The sequence below is a fragment of the Cellulomonas fimi genome (assembly GCF_028583725.1).
In the GTDB taxonomy this organism is placed as follows: Bacteria; Actinomycetota; Actinomycetes; order Actinomycetales; family Cellulomonadaceae; genus Cellulomonas; species Cellulomonas fimi_B.
On record NZ_CP110680.1, the window covers coordinates 971,708 to 989,039 of the forward strand.

The 17,332-nt window shown below is 77.7% G+C and carries 16 protein-coding genes; 12 read left to right on the forward strand and 4 right to left on the reverse strand.

The window, feature by feature from the left end; all coding sequences use genetic code 11:
* The first annotated feature begins 87 nt into the window (after positions 1 to 87).
* Entirely contained in the window at positions 88 to 1,209 is a 1,122-nt protein-coding gene (locus OOT42_RS04430; protein ID WP_273653742.1) for an NADH:flavin oxidoreductase/NADH oxidase, read from the forward strand.
* Positions 1,210 to 1,279: 70 nt separating this feature from the next.
* Here the strand turns inward: OOT42_RS04430 and OOT42_RS04435 are convergent, their stop codons facing one another.
* Positions 1,280 to 2,686 carry an NAD-dependent malic enzyme gene (locus OOT42_RS04435; RefSeq protein WP_273653743.1) on the reverse strand — a complete coding sequence of 469 codons (1,407 nt, stop codon included), beginning with the start codon at positions 2,684 to 2,686 and terminating at the stop codon, positions 1,280 to 1,282.
* 105 nt (positions 2,687 to 2,791) lie between these two features.
* Between OOT42_RS04435 and OOT42_RS04440 the strand changes: the two genes are divergently transcribed.
* On the forward strand, positions 2,792 to 3,673 hold the full coding sequence (locus OOT42_RS04440; RefSeq protein ID WP_273653744.1) for a Fic family protein: 882 nt from the start codon (positions 2,792 to 2,794) through the stop codon (positions 3,671 to 3,673).
* Between the two features lie 450 nt (positions 3,674 to 4,123).
* On the opposite strand, the gene OOT42_RS04445 is transcribed toward OOT42_RS04440, so the two are convergent.
* A complete protein-coding gene (locus tag OOT42_RS04445; protein ID WP_273653745.1) occupies positions 4,124 to 4,951 on the reverse strand; it encodes an HAD family hydrolase in 828 nt (275 codons plus the stop codon).
* A 355-nt stretch (positions 4,952 to 5,306) separates the two neighbouring features.
* On the opposite strand from OOT42_RS04445, the gene ssd reads away from it, so the two are divergent.
* The 4 genes from ssd to OOT42_RS04465 all read left to right on the forward strand — a co-directional run bounded on the left by ssd (position 5,307) and on the right by OOT42_RS04465 (position 9,118).
* Positions 5,307 to 6,143: a septum site-determining protein Ssd gene (gene ssd, locus OOT42_RS04450; RefSeq protein WP_273653746.1), complete on the forward strand. Its 837-nt coding sequence runs from the start codon at positions 5,307 to 5,309 to the stop codon at positions 6,141 to 6,143.
* A complete protein-coding gene (locus tag OOT42_RS04455; RefSeq protein WP_273653747.1) occupies positions 6,140 to 7,444 on the forward strand; it encodes a TadA family conjugal transfer-associated ATPase in 1,305 nt (434 codons plus the stop codon). The genes ssd and OOT42_RS04455 overlap by 4 nt, the downstream gene beginning before the upstream one ends.
* Positions 7,434 to 8,309, forward strand: a complete 876-nt coding sequence (locus tag OOT42_RS04460) for a hypothetical protein (protein ID WP_273653748.1) — start codon at positions 7,434 to 7,436, stop codon at positions 8,307 to 8,309. The genes OOT42_RS04455 and OOT42_RS04460 overlap by 11 nt, the downstream gene beginning before the upstream one ends.
* 374 nt (positions 8,310 to 8,683) lie before the next feature.
* The gene (locus tag OOT42_RS04465; RefSeq protein WP_273653749.1) at positions 8,684 to 9,118 is read left to right on the forward strand and encodes a type II secretion system F family protein; all 435 of its coding nucleotides are present in this window, start codon (positions 8,684 to 8,686) and stop codon (positions 9,116 to 9,118) included.
* 36 nt (positions 9,119 to 9,154) lie between these two features.
* Here the strand turns inward: OOT42_RS04465 and OOT42_RS04470 are convergent, their stop codons facing one another.
* Positions 9,155 to 9,553 (reverse strand): hypothetical protein, encoded by a 399-nt coding sequence (locus OOT42_RS04470; RefSeq protein WP_273653750.1) that lies wholly within the window; start codon positions 9,551 to 9,553, stop codon positions 9,155 to 9,157.
* A gap of 529 nt (positions 9,554 to 10,082) precedes the next feature.
* On the opposite strand from OOT42_RS04470, the gene OOT42_RS04475 reads away from it, so the two are divergent.
* The 3 genes from OOT42_RS04475 to OOT42_RS04485 all read left to right on the forward strand — a co-directional run bounded on the left by OOT42_RS04475 (position 10,083) and on the right by OOT42_RS04485 (position 11,814).
* Complete coding sequence (locus tag OOT42_RS04475) at positions 10,083 to 10,418, forward strand: DUF4244 domain-containing protein (protein WP_273653751.1); 336 nt, start codon at positions 10,083 to 10,085, stop codon at positions 10,416 to 10,418.
* A 140-nt stretch (positions 10,419 to 10,558) separates the two neighbouring features.
* Complete coding sequence (locus OOT42_RS04480; protein WP_273653752.1) at positions 10,559 to 11,389, forward strand: TadE family type IV pilus minor pilin; 831 nt, start codon at positions 10,559 to 10,561, stop codon at positions 11,387 to 11,389.
* A 35-nt stretch (positions 11,390 to 11,424) separates the two neighbouring features.
* Positions 11,425 to 11,814 carry an Rv3654c family TadE-like protein gene (locus OOT42_RS04485; protein WP_273654777.1) on the forward strand — a complete coding sequence of 130 codons (390 nt, stop codon included), beginning with the start codon at positions 11,425 to 11,427 and terminating at the stop codon, positions 11,812 to 11,814.
* Between the two features lie 5 nt (positions 11,815 to 11,819).
* Here the strand turns inward: OOT42_RS04485 and OOT42_RS04490 are convergent, their stop codons facing one another.
* Complete coding sequence (locus tag OOT42_RS04490) at positions 11,820 to 14,474, reverse strand: DEAD/DEAH box helicase (RefSeq protein WP_273653753.1); 2,655 nt, start codon at positions 14,472 to 14,474, stop codon at positions 11,820 to 11,822.
* 394 nt (positions 14,475 to 14,868) lie between these two features.
* Between OOT42_RS04490 and OOT42_RS04495 the strand changes: the two genes are divergently transcribed.
* Genes OOT42_RS04495 through OOT42_RS04505 form a run of 3 tightly spaced genes read left to right on the forward strand, consistent with a single transcriptional unit; the run spans position 14,869 to position 17,325 of the window.
* Positions 14,869 to 15,645: a LamB/YcsF family protein gene (locus tag OOT42_RS04495; RefSeq protein WP_273653754.1), complete on the forward strand. Its 777-nt coding sequence runs from the start codon at positions 14,869 to 14,871 to the stop codon at positions 15,643 to 15,645.
* A 31-nt stretch (positions 15,646 to 15,676) separates the two neighbouring features.
* Positions 15,677 to 16,441 (forward strand): 5-oxoprolinase subunit B family protein, encoded by a 765-nt coding sequence (locus tag OOT42_RS04500; protein WP_273653755.1) that lies wholly within the window; start codon positions 15,677 to 15,679, stop codon positions 16,439 to 16,441.
* The gene (locus tag OOT42_RS04505) at positions 16,438 to 17,325 is read left to right on the forward strand and encodes a biotin-dependent carboxyltransferase family protein (protein WP_273653756.1); all 888 of its coding nucleotides are present in this window, start codon (positions 16,438 to 16,440) and stop codon (positions 17,323 to 17,325) included. Before OOT42_RS04500 ends, OOT42_RS04505 begins: the two co-directional genes overlap by 4 nt.
* Positions 17,326 to 17,332: the final 7 nt, after the last annotated feature.

Genomic DNA, 17,332 nt, shown 5'->3' on the forward strand with positions numbered 1-17,332 from the left:
ACCACTGTCCCCCCGGCCTGCGTCCGAGTCGTGGGACGAAAGACCGCCCGGGAATCCGCGCGGGCCCCGGCGCGGTTGGCTCCCGACGTGACCCGACTGTTCTCCCCGCTCACCCTCCGCGGCACCACGTTCGCCAACCGCGCGTGGCTCGCGCCCATGTGCATGTACTCCGCCGTCGACGGCCACCCGACCGACTGGCACCTCGTGCACCTCGGTGCGCGCGCATCCGGCGGCTACGGCCTGCTGCTCGCGGAGGCCACCGCCGTCGTCGCCGAGGGCCGGATCTCGCCGCGCGACACCGGTCTGTGGGACGACGCGCACGTCGCGTCGTGGCGGCGGGTCACCGACTTCGTGCACGCGCGTGGGACGCGCATCGGCGTCCAGCTCGCGCACGCCGGGCGCAAGGCGTCGACGCGTGCGCCGTTCGAGGCCGTCGAGGGGTCCGTGGGCGTCGACGAGGGCGGCTGGGCCACTCTCGGGCCGGGGGCCGAGCCGTTCCCCGGGCTCGACGCGCCGACCGCGATGACGACCGAGCAGGTCGCCGCGGTCCCGGCGCAGTTCGCGGCCGCCGGCCGACGCGCGCTCGACGCCGGGTTCGACGTCGTCGAGGTGCACGCCGCGCACGGCTACCTGCTGCACCAGTTCCTCTCGCCGCTCACCAACACGCGCGACGACGAGTACGGCGGCTCGCCCGAGAACCGCGCGCGCCTGCTCGTCGAGACCGTCGACGCCGTGCGCGCCGTGTGGCCCGACGACCTGCCGCTGCTCGTGCGCGTCTCCGCGACCGACTGGGTGCCCGGCGGCCTCGACGTCGCCGACGTCGCCGCCGTCGTGAAGGACCTCGCCGGGCACGGCGTCGACCTCGTCGACGTCTCCACGGGCGGCAACGCGCCCGCGACGATCCCCGTCGGACCGGGCTACCAGGTGCCCGCCGCGCGCACCGTGCGCGAGACGTCCGGCCTCCCCGTCGCCGCGGTCGGTCTCATCACGTCGCCCGAGCAGGCCGAGCAGGCGCTCGTCGACGGTGCCGCCGACGCCGTGCTCCTGGGACGCGTCGCGCTGCGCGACCCGTCGTGGCCGCTGCGCGCCGCGCACGAGCTGGGCGTCACGACCGGCGTGCTCCCGGTCGCCGACGGAGTGTCCGACGTCGCCGGCCTGCCCGAGGTCACCGGGTGGCAGCCGCAGTACGTGCGGGGCGCCTGGCGCTGACCCCGCCAGCCGTGGGCCGTCGCGGCTGACGTCCCGGCTGCCCGGGCGCGACCGGTCCCGCCCGGGCAGGTCAGGCGGTCGCGGTCGCCTCCGCGTCGGCCCGCGCTTCGCGCTCGACGGCCGCCGCGACGACCGTCGCGACATCGGGATGGAAGACGCTCGGCACGATGTACGTCGGGTTGAGCTCGTCGTCGGCGACCGTCGACGCCAGCGCGTACGCCGCCGCGAGCAGCATCCGGTCGGTGATCTTGTGCGACTGCGCGTCGAGCAGCCCGCGGAACAGCCCGGGGAACGCGAGCACGTTGTTGATCTGGTTCGCGAAGTCCGACCGGCCCGTGCCGACCACCGCCGCGTAACGGGCGGCGTCGTCGGGGTCCACCTCGGGCCGCGGGTTCGCGAGCGCGAAGACGATCGCGTCGCGCCCCATCGTCGAGACGTCCTGGGCCGTGATGACGTCCGGCGCGGACACCCCGATGAAGACGTCCGCACCGGCGAGCGCCTGCGGGATCGTGCCCGTCACGCCCCGCGGGTTCGTCACCGACGCGGTCCAGCGCAGCGACTCCGGCAGGCCGGGGCGGTCCGCGTGCACGACGCCCTCGATGTCGGCGACGACCACGTCGCGCGCACCGGCCTCCAGCAGCAGCCGCAGCACCGCCGTGCCCGCCGCACCCGCACCCGACAGGACGATCCGCACCGCGCCGATCTCCTTGCGGACCACCTTGAGCGCGTTCGTCAGCGCCGCGACCACGACGATCGCCGTGCCGTGCTGGTCGTCGTGGAACACCGGGATGTCGAGCCGCTCGCGCAGCCGCCGCTCCACCTCGAAGCACCGCGGCGCCGAGATGTCCTCCAGGTTGATCCCCGCGAACGCGGGCGCGATCGCGACGACCGTCTCGACGATCTGGTCGACGTCCGTCGTGTCCAGGACCAGCGGGAACGCGTCGATGCCCGCGAACCGCTTGAACAGCACCGCCTTGCCCTCCATCACGGGCAGCGCCGCGAGCGGTCCGATGTTGCCCAGCCCCAGCACCGCCGTGCCGTCCGTGACGACCGCGATCGTGTTCCGCTTGATCGTCAGGCGTCGGGCGTCCTCCGGGCGGGCCGCGATCGCCTCGCACACCCGCGCGACGCCCGGCGTGTACGCCATCGACAGGTCGTCGCGGTTGCGCAGCGGCACCTTCGACTCGATCGACAGCTTGCCGCCGAGGTGCATGAGGAACGTCCGGTCGCTCACCCGGTCGACGTGCACGCCGTGCAGGTCCTTGAGCGTCGCGACGATGTCCGCCGCGTGCTGCTCGCCGCGCGTCGCGCACGTGACGTCGACCGTCATCTGCTCGTGCCCCGACGCGGTCACGTCGAGCGCGGTGACGATCCCGCCGGCCTCCTCGATGGCGGTCGTCAGCTCGCTCACCGCCGTCGGTCTGGCCTGCACCTGGAGCCGGGCGGTGATGGACGAGGACACGCTCGGCGAGGCCATGCGCCTCATTCTGGCCCGCGGCGCGGGGCACGTCTCGGCATCGACGCGCGTCTCGGCATCGACGCGCCCGCTGGGGAGCGTCGTCGCGGCTCGTAGGGTGTGCCGGTGCCCGCCGACCCGCTCGCCCCGCTCGTCGACCTGGCCGGCGTCGCCGACGCCGTGGACGCCGCGCGCGCCGCGTGCGAGGGGCTGCGGTGGCACGAGGCGTACCGGCGACGGTGGCGCGAGGTCCGGGCCGAGGCAGGCCTGCGCGGCGCGCGGGCCAGCGCGGCCGTCGACGGTGCGCGCGTGACGCTGGACGTCGCGCGCGGGCTCGCGACGGGCGCCGGGGGCCTGGACGCCGGCTCGACCGGTCGGCCACGCACCGCGCGGCCGGACCCGCACGTCGAGCGCGCGCTCGGCGCGGTGCGTGCGGCCGCCGCCGTCGAGCGCCTGATGCCCGACCTCGGCGCGCGCGGGTCCGCGACGCTCCCGCCCCTCCCGCAGCTCCTGGCACGGCTGCACGCCGCGGCGAGCGCGGGCTGGCTGGACGACGCCGCGGTCGGGCGTGTGCGCGGTGCGGCCGCCCCGCAGGACCTCACGGGACTCGGACCCGCACCCGCCGGCGACGAGGTGGCGGCGCGCCTCGAGCTGCTCGGCCGGACCGTCGCGACCACGCGCGCTCCGGCGCTCGTCGTCGCCGCCGTCGTGCACGGGGAGCTGCTCACCCTGCGGCCGTTCGCGGCGGGCAACGGCGTCGTCGCGCGCGCCGTCGCGCGGCTGCTCGTCACGACCCGCGGGCTCGACCCGACCGGTTCCGTCGTCGCGGAGGGCGGCTGGGCTTCGACGCCGCAGGCCTACCTCGGGGCCGCGGCCGGGTTCGCGACGGGGACGCCCGACGGGGTCGCCGGGTGGCTGCGGGGGAGTGCGGCGGCCGTCGTCGACGGGGTCGAGCGGGCACGGCTGGTCGCCGACGGGGTGCTCGCCGGTCGGCTCCCGTCGGACTGAGCGGGGCGCGCCCGGCGGGTGCCTGCCGGGGCCGTGGGCGACGTGCGGTCGGCGTCTCGGGGCGACGGGACGAGGTGCTGTCGGCGTCTCACGGCGACGGGACGACGTGCTGGCGACGACACAACGACGGCGCCCCGAGGGGCGCCGTCGCCGAACGGTGGCCGGAGGGTGATCAAGCGTGCACCTGTCCAGTCGCTACGGGTCGAGCCCGGTCGACCTGCCCAGAGGTGGGCAATCCTGCGCGTGGGTGCCCTCGCGGTCATCCAGTTGTGAGTCCTTGGTACCTCAGCCCGCGGCGGTTGGGAACCGGGCGGGACGAGAGCCCTGGACACGATCGCCGACGGACCGCATGCCGGGACGCGTGCCCGGCATGCGGACGGGCGTCGTCGGGTGCGTGCCGTCGCCGGCCTGAGGCCGCAGGCCGTCGGCGACGTCGCGGCCGGCGACGCGTCAGCGGGTGCGACGCCGCTGCCGCCACGCGAGCCACCCGAGCACCGCGCCGACCGCGACGAGCACCGCGGCGGTGACGACGGTCCGGCCCGACGGGCGCGGCAACGAGAACAACGCCACCGGGCGGCTGAACGACAGCGTCCCCCACCCGCGTTCGGCCGCGACCCGCCGCAGCGCCCGGTCCGGGTTCACCGCGAACCCGTGCCCGACGGCGGCGAGCATCGGCATGTCGGTGATCGAGTCCGAGTACGCGTAGCTCGACGCCAGGTCGTAGCCGCGCGCCTCGGCGAGCTCGCGGATCGCCGTCGCCTTGTTCTCGCCGTACGCGTAGAAGTCGATGTCGCCGGTGTACCGCCCGTCGCGGACCCCCATCCGGGTCGCGATCACGTGGTCGGCCCCCAGCACCGCGGCGATGGGCTCGACGATCTCGCTCCCCGACGCCGACACGATGACGACGTCGTGCCCCGCCTCGTGGTGCTCCTCGATCAGCGCGACCGCCTCCGCGTACACGGCGGGGTCGATGGACTCGTGCAGCGTCTCGGCGACGATCGACGACACCTGCGCGACGTCCCAGCCCGTCACCATGCGCGACAGCTGCGCCCGCAGCCGCTCCGTCTGCGCCTCGTCCGCCCCGCCGACCAGGTAGAGGAACTGCGCGTACGCCGTCCGCAGCACCGAGCGGCGCGTCAGCAGCCCGCCGGCCATGAACGGTCGCGAGAACGCGGTCGCGGAGGACGTCGCGATGATCGTCTTGTCGAGGTCGAAGAACGCCGCCGCCGGGGCCGCACCGGGCGGCGCGGCCGTCGGGCCGGTCGGGCTGTCGTCCATTCCGCTCCCGGACGGGTCGTCGGGTCCGGTCGGGGCCTGCGGGGCCGACCGTGGTCGCCGCGAGCCTAGCCACCGGCTCCGACGTCCGGGCGGACACACCGGGACGCGCGGGACGACGCGCCGACTGACGCGCCGGTGCGATGCCGCAGGTCCCGCGTGTGGGGACGTCGGGGGCGTGCCGTGCGCGCCGAGAGATCGCGAGCCGTCCACAGCCCCGGGCTGGCGCACGCCGTCCACACCGGCCCGGACCGGGCTGACCGCGCCGGGGACCCCGCGGGCAGGCTGCACAGCGGTCGCCCGCGTCGCGCACGACGCCGGGCACGCGGGGCGGACGACCCCGGGAGAGGAGACCGACATGGACGCGCTCGTGCGCTCCCGGCCGCCGATGACGGCAGGGCACCCGACGGAGGCCGTCGTGCCGCGGCGGGAGACCGACGGGCTGCCGGCGTCGGTGACGCCGATCGACCGGCGATGGCCCGCCGTCGCCACCACGCCGTCGCCGCGAGCGATGGTCGTGGGCGTCGTGGGGGCACGCGGCGGGGCAGGCACCTCCAGCCTCGCGGCCGCGCTCGCCCGTGCGCTCGCGGGATCGACCGCGACGGTCCTCGTCGACCTGGACCGCGGCTGCGGCGGCGTCGACGTGCTGCTCGGGCTCGAGGGGGCGGACGGCGTGCGCTGGCCCGACCTCGCCGACGCCCGCGGTGACGTCGACGGCGCCGACCTCGTGGCGCTCCTGCCCCGGTGGGGCGCGTGCGCCGTGCTGAGCGCCGACCGCGCCCGACCGCAGCCGCCCGAACCGGCGGTCGTCGCCGACGTCCTGCACGCGCTCTCGCGCACCGTCGGCGCGCTCGTGCTCGACCTCGACCGCTCCGGGGTCGTCGCGGGCGAGTCGGTCGCCGCCGTCTGCGACACCGTGCTCGTCGTCGCACCGCGCGACCTGCGCGCGACGGCCGGAGCCCTCGCGCTGCGTCCCGTGCTCGACGTGCCCGGCGCGGACCTCGGGCTCGTCGTCCGTGGTCCGGCGCCGGGCGGGCTCGGCGCGGCCGAGATCGCGGAGGCCGTCGGCCTGCCTGTGCGCGCGGTGCTGCCCGTCGACCGCAGGCTCGCGGCCGGGACCGAGCACGCGGGCATCCCGGCGAGCGGACCGTTCTGCCGGGCGGTCCGCCGCCTCGCAGCAGGGCTCACGCGATGACCACGGCGAGCGGACGCGCACCACGCCGCGGCCCCGTCGACGCCGGCTTCCTCGACGAGGTGCGGACGCTCCTCACGGCCGGTCCGGGCGCCGCGACCGACGACGACGTGCGCGCGGCGGTCGACGCGACGGTCCGGCGGCGCGGCTCGGTCGTCGGGTCCAGCGGCCTCGCCGGTCTCGTCCGGACGGTCCGCGACGAGGTCTACGGCGCCGGCCCGCTGCAGCACCTGCTCGACGACCCCGACGTCACCGACGTGCTCGTCAACGCCCCCGACGAGGTGTGGGTCGAGCGCGCGGGCCGGCTGCGGCGCACCGGCGTCCATCTCGGCACCGCTGGCGACGTCCGCACGCTCGCGGTCCGGCTCGCCGCCGCGGGCGGCCAGAGGCTCGACGAGGCCAGCCCGACGGTCGACGCCCGCCTGCCCGACGGCACCCGTCTGCACGCCGTCCTGCCGCCCGTCGCCGGGGCGTGCACGCTGCTCAGCCTGCGGGCCGTCCGCGTGCGCGCGCTCTCGGTCGTCGAGCTCGTCGCCGGCGGGACGCTGGCGCCCGCGCTGGTGCCCGTCGTCCGGGCGCTCGTCGCCGCGCGCGCGAACCTGCTGGTGTCCGGCGCGACGGGGTCGGGCAAGACGACGCTTCTCGCCGCGCTGCTCTCGCTCGTACCGGCCGACGAGCGCATCGTCGTCATCGAGGAGTCGGGCGAGCTCGCCCCGCAGCACCCGCACGTGGTCCGGCTGCTCGCGCGCCACGCGAACGTCGAGGGCACCGGTCGGGTGGACCTCGCCGACCTCGTCCGGCAGTCGCTGCGGATGCGGCCGGACCGGATCGTCCTCGGCGAGTGCCGAGGCGCCGAGGTCCGTGAGGTCCTGACCGCGCTCAACACCGGGCACGACGGCGGGTGCGCCACCGTCCACGCCAACGCCGCTGCCGACGTGCCCGCGCGGCTCGAAGCGCTCGCCGCGCTCGCCGGGCTGTCGCGCGACGCGGTCGCCGCCCAGGCCGCGAGCGCGTTCGACGCGGTCCTGCACCTGCGCCGCACCTCCGACGGCACGCGTTACCTCGCCGAGGTCGGTGTGGTCCGCCGCTCCGCGACGGGCGAGCTCGAGGTCGCCCGTGCCCTGCGCGCCACCGCGGCGGGGGTCGTGACGGTGGAACCCGCCTGGACGGAGCTCGCCGGTCGACTCGGTCTGCCGTCCGCGGGCCTCGACGGCCTCGGCGCGCGGCAGCGGAGAGCCGCCGCACCGTCACTCCGGCAGATCGCCCCGGCCGTGCGGGCGGAGGGACCGGCCGATGCGGGGTGAGGTGCTGGTCGCGCTCGTCGTGGTCACCAGCAGCCTCCTGGCGCTCGGGCGCGGGAGACCCGTGCGCCCCGCTCGCGAGCCTGCGGTCGACGGTCCCGACGTCTCGGCCCGGTCCTCGTCGCTCGGGCTCAGGCTCAGGCTCGGGCTCTCGCTCGGGGGCTCGCCGGCCGTGGACGCGTCCGCGGCATCCGGCAACCTGCCCGTCCGGTACCCGTCCGAGGAAGCCGGAGAGCTGCCTGTCCGGTACCCGTCCGAGGGGTCCGGACGCCTGCTCGTCCCGCATCCTTCCTACGGGTCCGGGCGCCCGCCCGCGCGTCACCGGTCGAGACGCCTGCGGGGGCGACGGCAGCACGCGATCGACCTCGTCGGCACGCTGCACGACACGGCCGCCCGGCTGCGCAGCGGTGCGCCGCCCGCGACGGCCTGGTCGGGCGCCCTCGGGCGACCGGCCGTGCGCGACGTGCCGACGGTCCATGACCTTCTCGGGCCGGGCACGCCGCGCCGCGAGGACGTCGCACGGGCGACCGCCGTCGTCGCGGCAGCACGGCTGGCCGCCGACCTCGGAGCCCCGCTCGCCGACGTGCTGGAGGGGGTCGCGGCAGCCGTCGCCGCGGACGAGGAGCACGGCGCCGACGTCGCGGCCGCGCTCGCGGGACCCCGAGCGACCGCGCGCGTGCTGCTGGTCCTCCCGGTCGCCGGGGTGCTGCTCGGTGCGCTCCTCGGCGCCGACCCCGTGGGTGTCGTGACGGGCGGCGGCGTCGGGACGTGGTCCGCGGTGCTCGGGGTGATCCTGCTGCTCGTCGGCCGGTGGTGGACCGCTCGACTGCTCGCCCGCACCGCGGGTGCGGGACGGACGCCCGCATGAGGTACCTCGCGCTCGCCGCCGTCCTGATCGTCGCTGTCTGCGGGAGCGCCGCCCGGGCGAGGCTGCGTGCGCTCGCGCGCCCGGCGGACGGTCCGCCGGGGCCGGGGCCGGGGCCGGGGCCGGGGCCGGGGCCGGGGGGCGGGCCAGGGCTAGGGCCGAGGTCGAGGCTCGGGCCGGGGCGGGGGATGGGGTCAAGTCCGGGGCGGGGGCCGTCGCCCGGCCGTCGTCGCCGGGGCCGCGGGCCGGCGACGAGCGGGAACGGCTCGGAACACACTCGCGTCGCGCGCGGTCAGGGTGTCGACCGCCGCGTTGGCGGAGGGGCCGCCGACGTCCGTGGCCGCACCGTCGTGCCGTTCGCACGCCCGGACGCCCCCGTGGAGGTCGACGCGGTACTGGTGCTCGCGCTCGTCGAGGCGGCGCTCACGACGGGCACCGCCATCTCCACGGCGCTCGGGGCCGTCGGGCGCGCGACCGGGGGCACGTCGGGTGCCGCGCTCGAACGTGCTGGATCGGCGCTCGTGCTCGGAGCCGCCTGGTCGACCGCCTGGGCGGGGGCACCACCGTCGGTCCGGCCCGTGCGGGACGCGCTCGAGAGCGCGTGGACCGCGGGCGCACCACCCGTCCCCGGGCTTCGTGCGCGGGCGGACCGGCTGCGCCGGGAGCGCCGACGCGCGGTGCGGACCGCAGCAGCGCGTCTCGCCGTCCACCTCGTGCTGCCGCTCGGCGCGTGCTTCCTCCCCGCGTTCGTGCTGGTGGGGCTCGTGCCGATCGTGCTGTCGCTCGCGGGCGGACTCGTCGTGCTCCCCTGAGGGACGATCGTGCGGTCGCCGTCGCTGCGGGCCGGTCTAGAAGTGCACCACCCACATCACCTGGTCCGCGCAGCCGGCTGGCACCTGCGCGAGCCAGCTCGTGTCCTGCCCGCCGAGCTCGCCGCCGCGCCACTGCACGCGGTCGCCCAGCCGGTACCGCTGCCCGCCCACGACGAGCTCGTCGTCCTCCCACCGCGCGCCGACCGGCAGGACCGGGACCACGACCGACGCGGGCTCGTCCAGCCGGACGACGACGCACCCGTCGGTCCGGTCCAGCACGCCCGCGAGCTGGGCGTCGTCGCCGCCCTCGCCCTCAGGCTCGTAGAGCGCGACGTCGGTCGCGGACGTCGTCGGCGATCCGGACGCGTCGGCGCACGCACCGGTGACCACCGCGAGCGCGAGCGTGACCGGCACGAGGAGACCGCGGCGTGGCACCTCAGCAACCTCCTCCTCCAGCAAGCGGCGCTGGCCCTCGCGCGCTGCCGCTGCTCGGCCGAAGCGTCCCAGCGGTCTGCGCCCGCGTCCATCCCTCGGTGGGTGGACGAGACGACGGCGCGGCCGGCGCCTGTCGTCCTCCCGCCCGCGCACCGCCACCGTCTGCTGCCCGGCGGGCGTCGCCATGCGGTGCGTAGGTGTCGGGTGGGCGTCGGCACGCGGTGCGCGGGTGCCGGGTGGGCGTCGCCACGCGGCGCGCAGGTGTCGGGCGCGCAGGTGCCGGGCGCGTGGCGACGCGGCGCGCAGGTGCACGGCCGCCCGGGGTCCGAGGTGGCGCAGGAGTGTCTCGATGTATGCGGGGTGCGCGCAGCCCGAGGACAGCGAGCCGTCCACAGCCGCGCGTGCGGGCGTGTCCGTCCACGACATCTCGGGCCGCGCCCCTGGCGGGCCGCGCCACGGTCCAGCGTGGGCACCGCCGCAGGGTGCGGCGAGCGGGCCCACCCGGCCCGACGACGAGAGGACGGCTCACATGACGACGACCACGGCCACGAGCGCGGGCAGCGCGTCGGACGGCACGGACACGACGGCAGCCCTGCCGGGGCGGTCGGGCGCGGGCCCCGTCCCCGGGAGGCGGCGCCTCGTGGCAGCCCGGGCGCGACAGCGTGTCCGGGCGTGCGGTCGGCTGGGCGCGACGGTGTCACGCCGCGTGCGGGAGGTCGGGGTGGACGCCGGCATGGCGACCGCCGAGTACGCGATCGTGACGTTGGCGGCGGTGGGCTTCGCGGGTCTGCTGGTCGTGATTCTCAAGGGCGGTGAGGTGAAGAGCCTGCTCACCGGCATCGTCCGGCAGGCGCTGTCGCAGTGACCGGGCGCGCATCGCCCGTGGGCGACTGCCGGTGCCGGCGTCGTCGTCGACCGGCACCCGCGCGGCACACCGGGGTGTCGTCCGCGGGGAGCACGGGTCCGTCTGCGTCGCCGCAGGCGCGGGTCGGGAGGGCTGGGCCCGTGCGATCGGCTCGCGCCGACACGGCCGTGCCCGTGCCGGGCGGCGGAGCTGCCGCGGGCGGAGCCGTGCGGGACGGTGGCGTCGACGCCCTCGGCGCGGTGCGGAACGGTGGCGTCGACGCCCTCGGCGCGGCGCGGGACGGTGGCGTCGTCACCGCCGGCGCGGTGCGGAACAGTGGCGTCGACGCCCTCGGCGCGGCGCGGGACGGTGGCGTCGTCACCGCCGGCGCGGTGCGGAACGGTGGCGTCGACGCCCTCGGCGCGGCGCGGGACGGTGGCGTCGTCACCGCCGGCGCGGTGCGGAACGGTGGCGTCGACGCCCTCGGCGCGGCGCAGGACGGTGGCGTCGTCACCGCCGGCGCGGTGCGGAACGGTGGCGTCGACGCCCTCGGCGCGGCGCAGGACGGTGGCGTCGTCACCGCCGGCGCGGCGCGGGACGGTCGAGTCGACACCCTCGGTGCCGTGCGTGACGGTGGCGTCGACAGCCCCGGTGGGGCGCGGGACGCCGGGAGCGTCACCGCCGAGCTCGCGATCGGGCTGCCCGTCGTCGTGCTGCTCCTCGTCGTGGTGCTGGCCGTCGTCGGTGCCGGGCTGACGCGCGCGCAGTGCCTCGACGGAGCGCGCGCCGGCGCTCGCGCGCTCGCGCTCGGGGAGTCACCCGCCGACGCCGCCGCGACGGCGCGACGGGTCGCGGGCGACGGCGCGCGCGTCCGGACGACCCACGACGGCGACTGGGTGACGGTCGTCGTCGAGGCGCAGGTCCCGGTCGGCGGGCTGCGGCTGGGGCCGCTGGAGGCGCGCGGGTCGGCGACCGCGCGGGTCGAGCCGTGAGGTCACCGGCTCACGTCGAGCGACGCGACGACGCGATGCCGACGGGCGGGCGGCGGCACGGTGGCGGCCCGGTGCGTCGACGACCGCACGGTGACGACGGGGCCGTCACGGTTGTGCTGGCGGCGGTCGTCGCCGTCGCGCTCGTCCTGGCGGCTGTGCTGGGGGCCGTGGCGTCGGCGCACACGGGTCGGCTGCGTGCGCAGACGGTGGCCGACCTGGCCGCCCTCGCCGCGGCGGAGGAGGTGCGACGCGGCGGAGACGCCTGCGCGACGGCGCGTCAGGTCGCCGCGCGCAACGGTGCGCGGGTCGTGGCGTGCTCCACGGAGGGGAGCGGTGTGGTCCGCGTCGACGCGGTCGTCCGGACGGGTGCCGGCGACGCCGTCGCGACGGCGTGGGCCGGACCTCGTCCTCGCGGTGCCCGATGAGCGTGTCAGCCCGGCTGGGGTGCGTGCGCGAGCACCACGTCGAGCAGCCGCACGGCAGCCGCCTTGTCGAGCGGGTTGTTCGCGTTGCCGCACTTCGGCGACTGCACGCACGCGGGGCAGCCGCTCGGGCACGGGCACGACGCGATGGCGTCGCGCGTCGCCCGGAGCCACGTGGCCGCGACGCGGAAGCCGTGCTCCGCGAACCCGGCGCCACCGGGGTAGGCGTCGTGCACGAAGACCGTGGCGTGCCCCGTGTCGGCGTGCAGGGCCGTGGACAGGCCGCCGAGGTCCCACCGGTCGCACGTCGCGAGGAGCGGCAGGAGCCCGATCGACGCGTGCTCCGCGGCGTGCAGGGCCCCGGGCGCCGCCTCGACCGTGACACCGGCGGCCTCCAGGACGTCGGCGGGTGCGGTCCACCAGGCGGCGGCGGTCCGCAGCGTGCGGGGCGGCAGGTCGAGGTCCGTGGAGCCGAGCACCTGGAGGTCGGGGATGCGTTTGCGCTGGTAGCCGAGGACCTGGGTCGTGACGTCGACGGCCCCGAACCCCCACGTGACCGGCCCCCACGACGTCTCCTCGTCGACCGAGACGATCTCCGTGGAGGTGACCCACCGCGCCCACGTCCCGTAGTCCACGTCGCGGCGGGTGACGAGCGCGACGCCGTCCTCCAGGTGCAGCTCGTCGACGACGAACGTCGCCCCCTGGTGCACGTAGACCGCGCCGTCGTGCACGGTCGCGTCCGCCGACGCCGCGTCGACGGTCCCGAGCAGCCGGCCCGTGACCGACTCGACGACGCGGACGGGGTCGCCGCCCGAGCCGCGAAGGTCGGTCAGGCGGGTCGCCGGCTCGGCGTGCGTCCAGTACCAGCCCGACGGGCGGCGGCGCAGCGCCCCGCGCTCGACGAGCTCGGCCAGCAGGACGGGTGCGGACGCCCCGAACACGTCGAGCTCCTCGGCGCGCAGCGGGATCTCCGCGGCCGCGGCGCACAGGTGCGGCGCCAGGACGTACGGGTTCCCGGTGTCGAACACGGTCGCCTCGACAGGAGTGTCGAAGATCGCCTCGGGGTGGTGGACGAGGAACGTGTCGAGCGGGTCCTCGCGCGCGACGAGCGCGACCAGCCCGTCGGCGCCGGCGCGGCCCGCTCGTCCCGCCTGCTGCCACAGCGACACCCGCGTGCCCGGCCAGCCCGCGACGAGCACCGCGTCGAGCCCGGAGATGTCGATGCCCAGCTCGAGCGCGTTGGTCGTCGCCAGCGCGCGCAGGTCGCCGGAGCGGATCGCGCGTTCCAGGCCACGGCGCTCCTCCGGCAGGTAGCCGCCGCGGTAGGCGGACACGGCGCGCGCCAGGTCGGGGTCGACGTCACGCAGGTGGTCCCGCGTCGCCGCGGCGACCGACTCGGCCGCCCGCCGCGACCGGGTGAACGCGAGCGTGCGCGCGCCGGCGACGACGAGGTCCGTCAGGAGGTCGGCCACCTCCGCGGTCGCGGTGCGGCGAGGCCCGTCGTGCGGCTCGGTCACCACGCGCTCGCCCGTCCCGGACGGTCCGGACGCCGACGGGTCGACGACCGCGTCGGCCGTCTGCGCACGCGCCTCGACGTGCGACACCGCGGGCGAGACGACGACGGCCGGTCCGCCGGCGTCGCCGGCCGGCCAGACCTCCGTGGGGGCGGCGGGGTCGTCGACGGTCCACGGGTCGTCCGGTGCGGGCGGGCCGGGAGCGTCGGGGCGGACGGCACCTCCGGGCGGGCCGACCGGAGTCGCCCACGGGTCCTCGTCGGGCAGCAGGTCGCTCCACGGTGCGTCGCCACCGGGGAGCAGCGGCGGCTGCCACAGCACGAACGTCTTGCGACCGGCCGGCGACGCGTCCTCGGTGACCGCGGTGACGTCCTCGGCGGGCACCCCGACGAGGCGCGCGGCGCTCACCGCGGGGTCGGCGGTCGTGGCCGACGCGAGGAGGAACACGGGGGAGGCGCCGTACGAGCGCGCGACGCGTTGCAGCCGTCGGAGCACCAGGCCGACGTGCGCGCCGAACACGCCGCGGAACGCGTGGCACTCGTCGACGACCACGTACCGCAGCGCGCCCAGCAGGCGCGCCCACCGGCGGTGCTGCGGGAGCAGCGCGAAGTGCACGAAGTCGGGGTTCGTGAGGACCACGTCGGCGTGCTCCTGGACCCAGCGCCGCTCGTCGAGCGACGTGTCACCGTCCGCGGTCGCGACGCGCACGTCGCGCAGGCCCGCGGCGCCGAGCAGCGCGTCGAGTGCGGCGAGCTGCCCTGCCGCGAGGGCCTTCGTCGGGCACAGGTAGAGGGTGGTCGCGCGCCGGGCGACGGTCTCGATGCGACCCGGGTCGAGCGTGCTCGCCGCGCTCGCGCCGCGGGCGGCCGTCAGCGCGGGCAACCAGAAGGCGAGCGACTTGCCCGAGCCGGTCGACGTGGAGAGCACCGTGTGCCGTCCGGCCCACGCCGCGTCGGCCGCGACCGCCTGGTGCGCCCACGGCTGCTCGACGCCGAGCTGCCGGTACCCCCGGACGACGTCCGCGTCGGCCCACGCCGGCCACGGCGCACGGACGCCCTCACGGGCGGGGAGATGGCGGACGTGCGTGAGGCGGTCCGCTCGCCGTCCTCCGGCGAGCAGCGCGTCGAGCAGCTCACCGGTCCGGACCACCGGCCCATCCTCGCACCCGCGGAGGGCGCACCGGACGGCCGGGAGCGGCGTGCGGCGAGGCCGGCCGCGGACGACGACGCGCGATCGGTGGGATCGCCGCGCGACCGACGCCGGACGGCCGGCGAGGCGGGTCGCCGCAGCCGCGAGGACGCCCGCACCGACCGGCGGCCGGGACCGCACGGCGACTGCGGGACGCGCTGTGCCTGCGGGACGCGCTGCGCGTGCGGGACGCGCTGCGCCTGCGGGACGCGCTGCGCCTGCGGGACGCGCTGCGGGACGCGCTGTGCCTGCGGGACCGCACGGCGACTGCGGGACGTGCTGCGCCTGGGGGACGCGCTGCACCGGCGGCCGCGCTGCGCGCCGACTCCCGCGGTCGCGGGGGAGGATCGGCGGTATGGGTGCGCGCATCGACCTCAACTGCGACCTCGGCGAAGGCCTCGACGACTGGGTGCCCGGCGTCGCGGGGCTCGAGTCGCGCCTGCTGGACGTCGTCACCAGCGCCAACGTCGCGTGCGGGTTCCACGCGGGCGACGAGCGGGTCATGGCCGCCGTGTGCAGGGCGGCGGCCGAGCGGGGCGTCGCCGTCGGTGCTCAGGTGTCGTACCGCGACCGGGAGGGCTTCGGGCGACGGTTCCTCGACGTCCCGCCCGACGTCCTGCGGGCCGACGTCCTCGAGCAGGTGCGGGCGCTGCGCCGGGCGGCGGCGGCCTCGGGGGCGCGGCTCTCCTACGTCAAGCCGCACGGCGCGCTCTACAACGCGGTCGTGCACCACGCGGAGCAGGCCGCGGCGGTCGTGGACGCGGTGGTCGAGTCCGGCGGCGACGACCCGCTGCCCGTCGTCGGGCTGCCGGGGGCCGTCGTGCTCGACCTCGCGCGCGACCGCGGGCTGCGAGCGGTGGCGGAGGCGTTCGCGGACCGCGGCTACCGCGCCGACGGCACGCTCGTGCCCCGCAGCGAGCCCGGGGCGCTCGTCGTCGAGCCCGACGAGGTCGTGCAGCGCGTGCTGTCGATGGCGGTGCGGCGACAGGTCGTGGCGGTGGACGGGGCGGTCGTGCCGGTCGACGCCGAGTCGGTGTGCGTGCACTCGGACACCCCGGGGGCCACCGTGCTCGCGGCGGCCGTGCGGCGTGCGCTCGACGACGCGGGCGTCGCCGTCGGGCCGTTCGTCTGACGCTCGCGGTCGTCGGGGGCAGGATCGGCGCATGACTACCGCGCTGCACGTCGTGCCGTTCGGCGACGACGCGCTGCTCGTCGAGGTCGCGGACCTCGCCGCGGTGCGCCGGCTGGACGACGCGCTGCGCCGCGCCCGCGAGGGGGCCGGGGGCCGCACCGACGCCACGGCGGGTGCGGCCGACCGGGGGTCGGCGGCGGGGGCGGCCGACCGGGGGTCGGGGGACACGTCCGGCGGGTCGTCGGTGTGGCGCACGGTCGTCGACCAGGTGCCCGCGGCGACGACGGTGCTGCTGCGGACCGCGCCGGGCGCGGACCTCGCGGCGCTCGCGGCGGCGGTGCGGCGGGTCGGGTCGGACGCCGGTGCTGTCGACGTCGCCGGTGGCGCCGCGGCGACGGAGGTCGTCGAGCTGCCCGCGGTCTACGACGGCGCGGACCTCGCGGAGGTCGCGGCGATGGCCGGGCTCACCGTCGACGAGGTCGTCGAGCGGCACAGCACGGCGACGTACACGGTCGCGTTCGGCGGGTTCATGCCGGGCTTCGCGTACCTCGTGGGGCTGGACCCGGTGCTGCGGGTGCCGCGTCGGGCGACGCCGCGCGAACGGGTCCCGCGCGGGGCGCTCGCGGTGGCGGACGAGTTCACCGCCGTGTACCCGGCGGCGACGCCCGGCGGGTGGCGGCTGCTGGGACGGTGCGACGTGCCGCTCTTCGACGTGACCCGCACCCCGCCGGCGCTGCTCGCGCCCGGCACCCGCGTGCGGTTCGTGCGTGCGCCCGCGCCGGAGCCCGACGCATGACGGGGGGCACCGACGGCTCGCCGACGCTGGAGGTCGTCGACCCCGGGGTCCTCACGCTCGTGCAGGACCTCGGCCGGCCGGGGTGGGCGCACGTGGGCGTCGGGCGGTCGGGGGCGGCGGACGCGGCGGCGCTGCGGCTGGCGAACCGGCTCGTCGCGAACCCCGACGGCGCCGCGGGTCTGGAGCTGCTCATGGGTGGCCTGCGGGTGCGGGCGCGCGGGCCGGTGACGGTGGCGCTGGCCGGTGCTCCGGCGCCGGCGTGGGTCGGGGGCGTCCGGGTCGGGATGCACGCGCCCGTCGAGGTGCCGGACGGTGCGGAGGTGCGGGTCGGCCCGCCGGTGCGCGGCCTGCGGACGTACCTGGCGGTGCGCGGCGGGCTGGACGTCGTCCCGGTGCTCGGGTCGCGGGCGACGGACCGGCTGGGCGGGATCGGTCCGGCGCCGCTCGCGGCGGGCGACGTGCTGCCGGTGGGGCCGCCGCCGTCGGAGGGGCCGCCCGTCGACGTCGCGGCGGTGCGCCCGTGGCCGGAGGGTCCGCGGCGGCTCCCGGTCGTCCCGGGTCCGCACGCGGACTGGTTCGACGGCGGGATCGACGCGGTGTGCGGCGCGGACGGCTTCCGGGTGACGCCGTCGTCGGACCGGGTGGCGTTGCGGCTGGACGGTCCCCGGGTCGTGCGCGTCCCGGCCCGGGAGGGTGCGGAGCTGCCGTCGCTGGGGCTGGTGCCCGGAGCGGTGCAGGTGCCGCCGGACGGGCTTCCGGTGGTGTTCGGCGTCGACCACCCGGTGACGGGCGGGTACCCGGTGGTGGCGGTCGTGCGGGCGTCGGCTCTGGGGGTGGTGGCGCAGGTGCGACCGGGCGAGCCGGTCCGGTTCGTCCGGGCCTGACGGGTTC

Coding starts and splice junctions, on each gene's coding strand:
- OOT42_RS04460 (WP_273653748.1), top strand. CDS start 7,434: ATGCGGGGTGAGGTGCTGGTCGCGCTCGTCGTGGTCACCAGCAGCCTC.
- OOT42_RS04455 (WP_273653747.1), top strand. CDS start 6,140: ATGACCACGGCGAGCGGACGCGCACCACGCCGCGGCCCCGTCGACGCC.
- ssd (WP_273653746.1), top strand. CDS start 5,307: ATGGACGCGCTCGTGCGCTCCCGGCCGCCGATGACGGCAGGGCACCCG.
- OOT42_RS04475 (WP_273653751.1), top strand. CDS start 10,083: ATGACGACGACCACGGCCACGAGCGCGGGCAGCGCGTCGGACGGCACG.
- OOT42_RS04505 (WP_273653756.1), top strand. CDS start 16,438: ATGACGGGGGGCACCGACGGCTCGCCGACGCTGGAGGTCGTCGACCCC.
- OOT42_RS04445 (WP_273653745.1), bottom strand. CDS start 4,951: ATGGACGACAGCCCGACCGGCCCGACGGCCGCGCCGCCCGGTGCGGCC.
- OOT42_RS04495 (WP_273653754.1), top strand. CDS start 14,869: ATGGGTGCGCGCATCGACCTCAACTGCGACCTCGGCGAAGGCCTCGAC.
- OOT42_RS04435 (WP_273653743.1), bottom strand. CDS start 2,686: ATGGCCTCGCCGAGCGTGTCCTCGTCCATCACCGCCCGGCTCCAGGTG.
- OOT42_RS04500 (WP_273653755.1), top strand. CDS start 15,677: ATGACTACCGCGCTGCACGTCGTGCCGTTCGGCGACGACGCGCTGCTC.
- OOT42_RS04485 (WP_273654777.1), top strand. CDS start 11,425: ATGCCGACGGGCGGGCGGCGGCACGGTGGCGGCCCGGTGCGTCGACGA.